This is a genomic window from Bacillus sp. Xin1, from assembly GCF_013314535.1.
Taxonomy (GTDB): Bacteria; Bacillota; Bacilli; order Bacillales; family Bacillaceae_G; genus Bacillus_A.
On the sequence record NZ_JABUAE010000094.1, the window covers coordinates 1 to 4498 of the forward strand.

4 protein-coding genes and 3 pseudogenes are annotated in these 4498 nt (G+C 32.1%); 3 read left to right on the forward strand and 4 right to left on the reverse strand.

Translation table 11 applies throughout. The features are described 5' to 3' along the window. The 4 genes and pseudogenes from HRG09_RS27475 to HRG09_RS27490 form a co-directional block, all read right to left on the reverse strand. Window positions 1–556, reverse strand: a 556-nt coding sequence (locus HRG09_RS27475; RefSeq protein ID WP_174103977.1) for a CRISPR-associated endonuclease Cas3'', incomplete at its 3' end; no start/stop codon positions are given. 87 nt (window positions 557–643) lie between these two features. Beyond that, window positions 644–1534, reverse strand: a complete 891-nt coding sequence (locus HRG09_RS27480) for an Rpn family recombination-promoting nuclease/putative transposase (RefSeq protein WP_174103978.1) — start codon at window positions 1532–1534, stop codon at window positions 644–646. A 74-nt stretch (window positions 1535–1608) separates the two neighbouring features. Then, a pseudogene (locus HRG09_RS27485) lies at window positions 1609–1860 on the reverse strand (recombinase family protein); the annotation flags it as partial. Between the two features lie 50 nt (window positions 1861–1910). Continuing rightward, window positions 1911–2586, reverse strand: a pseudogene (locus tag HRG09_RS27490) (IS6 family transposase). A 264-nt stretch (window positions 2587–2850) separates the two neighbouring features. Here HRG09_RS27490 and HRG09_RS29280 point away from each other — a divergent pair. The 3 genes and pseudogenes from HRG09_RS29280 to HRG09_RS27500 form a co-directional block, all read left to right on the forward strand. Then, window positions 2851–3006 (forward strand): annotated as a pseudogene (locus HRG09_RS29280) (IS6 family transposase); the annotation flags it as partial. Window positions 3007–3188: 182 nt separating this feature from the next. Then, the gene (locus HRG09_RS27495; protein ID WP_174103979.1) at window positions 3189–3545 is read left to right on the forward strand and encodes a DUF4064 domain-containing protein; all 357 of its coding nucleotides are present in this window, start codon (window positions 3189–3191) and stop codon (window positions 3543–3545) included. Between the two features lie 101 nt (window positions 3546–3646). Next, window positions 3647–4336 carry a DUF6973 domain-containing protein gene (locus HRG09_RS27500; RefSeq protein ID WP_174103980.1) on the forward strand — a complete coding sequence of 230 codons (690 nt, stop codon included), beginning with the start codon at window positions 3647–3649 and terminating at the stop codon, window positions 4334–4336. Window positions 4337–4498 lie beyond the last annotated feature (162 nt).

The window sequence follows — 4498 nt, forward strand, 5'->3', positions numbered from 1 at the left end:
ATTGTTTTTCAGTATTTTCCGGGGATTCTTTAAATAAAAAACTTTCTAGTTCTATAGTAGCTTTGTCAACATACTCATGAAAATCTGTCTCGTTCATGACATATTTAAAAAAGAATTGTCTTGTCATATCAAATTCACTCAATTCTTTATCTCGCACTCTATTTAAATAAGGTGATTCTAAATCAGGATTTAAAAAATCTTGAAGGTATCCATGGTGAGAAATAATGGCGTTTCCTACTATTTCAGATATTATCCCTTTATAAGGAATAATATTTTTTGTATGGAAGAATTGATATAAAAATTTTCCACCTGCGGTTGAATGATCAACACTTCCTCTTTTAGATGGAGAATCAGGGTTATTTACTGCTTCCGATATGTATTCTCTAAACTCATTGGTATATTTACCTAGATCATGGAGCATGCCTGCTAAACCAGCTAAATGTTTTATACCAATTTTTTCTCCATAGGTTTCAGCTAATTTTTTTACCCCTAATAAATGCTCTTCGACAGTTTGTACCTGTTTGTCACTTTCGCGGATGTGAGCAATAAAGTTCATTCTATCTCCCTCCAATATAAGCTATGCGAACATGCAGTATAAAAAGCTTTGCGGAAAATACCGCAAAGCTTTTGTAATGACATGTAATTATAATAGTAATTTTCGTATCTCTTCTGTACTTAGACCAGTGAATTTTGCAATGTCTTCTAATGGCATACCATTCTTATGCATCCCACGAATTAATTGAACTTTCCCTTCCTCTTTTCCTTCTTTTCTTCCTTTTTCAATTCCTTTTTGTTCAGCATGAGCTAACTTTGCTTGTTCATCTAATAAAAGCTTTTCCCTTGCTTCATACATACGACGGAAAGAAGAGTCATGACTCATATTTTCCCATTTATTCATTGCCTTTTGTAAAATTGGATCTTGATTCATCGCAATCTCCTCCAATGTCTGAGTTAAATGTTCATCTTCATGTGCTGGCAACAATAACATCCAACGAACAAATGCATTTTCCCATGGATTTACTTTTTCTTCATGCCATTGTTTGACCAATTTTGGAATTTCCACAAAATGAATTTCAATATCATCACTTAGTATCTGTTGCTTTTTGGGATTCCATAATTGTCCTATGGTGTGAAATGAATCATCCTGGGAGAATAATATAAAATCTAATAAGTTAATGGTAATTGTTTTCCGAAGTGAACGATATGGCATCCCTTCTTGCATTTGAGATGTATAGAGTTTACTCCAGTAATATAAAGATCGCTTCACCATATCATGTGTATTGCGAAGTTGTATCTCTATATTCACTTGTGTTCCGTTGTCTAATGTTGCTAATAAATCTAAAATGGATAACTTATCATCTTCATAAGCCTTATGAAGATGTGGGTCTTCCAATTGTAGAGATGTAATGGGGACCTCTAAAGATTCCTCTAAAATAGCATTCAAAAAGCCAGTTAAAATTTCTTCGTTTCCTTTCGTTCCGAATAACTGTTTAAAAGCAAAATCAATTCGTAAATTTACTAATTTTGTGGACATGGGTTTCCTCTCCCTGTCTTTCTTTTCTTCTTATTATTTTATAATTGAACTCTCTATATAAGCAAATGCTACTTTTACCATTGTAGCTCCAATTCATCACAGTACACATCTAACTCCGTAAAACAGTTTTGTAAATCCGCTTCAAAATCAATTTCACGAATTATGCTAGCTACCTTTTTTTCTAAATCTGAAATTGTATTGTAAGGAACATAAAATATATATTCTCCTGAACGTTGTTCCATATTATATTGTGATATAAGGAAGGATTCGATATTCTTTCGAACTTTCCCCTTTCCTCGTACAAATTTATTATTATTTTCGGTTCTATTGCGAAATTTTGTTAAGGTTAAGTGGTGCCAACAAAAAGTTGTACATTTTATGCGATTGTTAGTAGCTCCTGTAATTCATTGTATGTCGAAAAACCGAAGTCTGAGCCAAGACTTCGGTTTCGTTTATATAAAGCATGAATGGTTTCGATGCCTTTCAAGGTACGGGAAGCGTGGCGAAGATTTTGAAATCCTGCGGATTTGGAAAAATGTCGCTTCACATGCCTATGGTCCTGTTCAATGAGATTGTTCAAATGCTTGATTGTACAATGAGTTGTATGTATATAAAAGTCTTGTTCTCTTAATTTGTTAAATGCGCAAAGTAATGCTGGTGCTTTGTCTGTAGTGAGAACCGCTGGTTTTGACCAATCTTTTCATAAAGGCATAGGCAGCCTGATGATCCCGTTTTTTACGAAGTTGAATATCCAATGTGTGTCCATCTTTATTAATTGCACGATAGAGATAACACCATTCTCCCTTAATTTTGATATACGTCTCATCCAAATGCCAAGATAAGCGTGCAGATTTATTTTTCACTTTCCAAATTTGATAGATGAGATTGCCATATTCATGAACCCATCGCATGATGGTTGTTGGGTGAACTAAAATACCACGTTCTTTCAGAATTTCAGATACATCGCGATAACTTAAAGAAAAACGACAGTAGTAGCCGACAGCTACTAAAATAATATCTTTCTTGAATTGTTTTCCTTTAAAATATCTCATGTCTGATTCTCCTAGATCCTGTTTTCTAGAGTGTAGCTTCATATAGAAAACTTTGCAACAGAACCTTTCTTTTTAAATTCTAAACTAGATTGTATTGAAATCAGATATAACAAAATACTGTCCCAAAAATAATTTGTCACAATATAAAACTTCTACCTTTTTGTTGCATTGATTGTTTATTGATTTATAACATTCTATTTTCTATTCAACATACAATTGGTGTATTCTGTCTTATTCCCCTTTTTCGGGGGATGGGCAAAGTTATCCATGTTAGGATCCAAGTCATATGAAACAGCCACTTCTATATTGAGTGGCGTTGAAGCCATGCATATGATAAAAAAAGGATAACTTTACTTACAGGTGAAGTCTGCCCAAAATAAAGTTAGATTCATACATAAATTATTTGGAATTGCATCATAATCTACCATTGAACAGTCTATGCAGGTTTCTATGCCTCTCTCAAATGATTTTTGCACCAGAACCATATTTTTTAACAAGAGATTTTTATTTCTGATTAATAAAAACATTCTGTTAAGTTTTGTTTTTGTGTTATATTACAAAAGATTATAATACAAATTTTTTCTGCAAAGGATGAGAACATTATGAAGCGTAAAATTGAATTTATTTTAGGGATAATTGGAGGTATTCTAGGTATTTTAATTTCATTATTAATAATGTTTATTGGCTATTTAAATGAATTAGGACCTGTACTTGAATCTTCGACTGGTGAAGTACCTACTAATAAAAATATGATTTTAGGTTTGATTTCTTTAGTTATTTCGATTTTAGGGATAGTAGGATCAATGTTAATAAAAACAAAAGAAGGAATTGGAAGCTTAATAATGATAGTTGCAGCAATTAGTGGATTTATATGTATTTCAGTTTTGTATATCTTACCAGGTATATTTTTATTAATTAGTAGTTTAATGATTATTTTCCGTAAAAAAATATTTCTATAATTAAATAAGATAATTATTATACTTTTCTATATATTGAAATATATTACCATGTATTATAGAATAACAGTGCGTTACGAAAAAATTTCCAGAGGGGGTATAAAATGGAATTTAAAAAATTATTTCCAACAGCTTTAATCGCATTGTTGTTCTTCTCTTTATTTTTTAATCACACTAGTTATGCTGAAGAAAATACAAAAGAAGAATTCAGTGTGGCTGCTTTTGAACAGTTAACAGAGGAAGTTGAGCAAGGTATAATTACTAATGAAGAACAAGCTGACAAGAGATTTAAAGAATTAATTGCTATGTATCCAGAGAGTGAACAAAACGATTCTGTACGTTATGCTTATCATAAAGTTACTCCTTTATTTTTAGCTGCTGAATCACAGTCTTGTCTAAAAAAAATAGGGTCATTTAATTGTGCAAAAGTCAAAATTGATGCAGATGCTGCTATGAGTATGGCTAGAGCTTATTATCCATATTCTTTAGATGAGGGAATAGGTGACGCATTTCGACATTCATATTGGAATGCTCGTATGTGTAAAAATATAGGTTGTGGTAATGCAAAAATTATTGCAGACGATCATGAAAAATTCAATCCAACTTCGAAAGTAATTCATGATATGGATTATTACAATAATCAAAAAGGTCGAGATATGTATAACTACAGAAAGAATAATGGTTATAGTATGGATTATCAAGGTATGGCAAATCACTTACGAGCGGATATAAGTAGGGGATATTTGAAATACATAAAGAAACCAGAATGGTGGCTTCTTTGGACGAATCAGTAATTAAAAAAAGTGTCTAATTATAGGCGCTTTTTTTGTTTGTTAATAGGGGTTTTTCTCCAAGCGATGGGCAGGTAGTATTTTTTGAGAAAACCACTCGAAAAATCTTCACCGTTTTATCCCTTTAGATTTACTGGTTCTGGTGCAAAAATCATTTGATAGAGG

Excerpts from the sequence above, each read along its gene's own strand:
- HRG09_RS27500 (WP_174103980.1), top strand. The coding sequence starts at position 3,647 with ATGGAATTTAAAAAATTATTTCCAACAGCTTTAATCGCATTGTTGTTC.
- HRG09_RS27480 (WP_174103978.1), bottom strand. The coding sequence starts at position 1,534 with ATGTCCACAAAATTAGTAAATTTACGAATTGATTTTGCTTTTAAACAG.
- HRG09_RS27495 (WP_174103979.1), top strand. The coding sequence starts at position 3,189 with ATGAAGCGTAAAATTGAATTTATTTTAGGGATAATTGGAGGTATTCTA.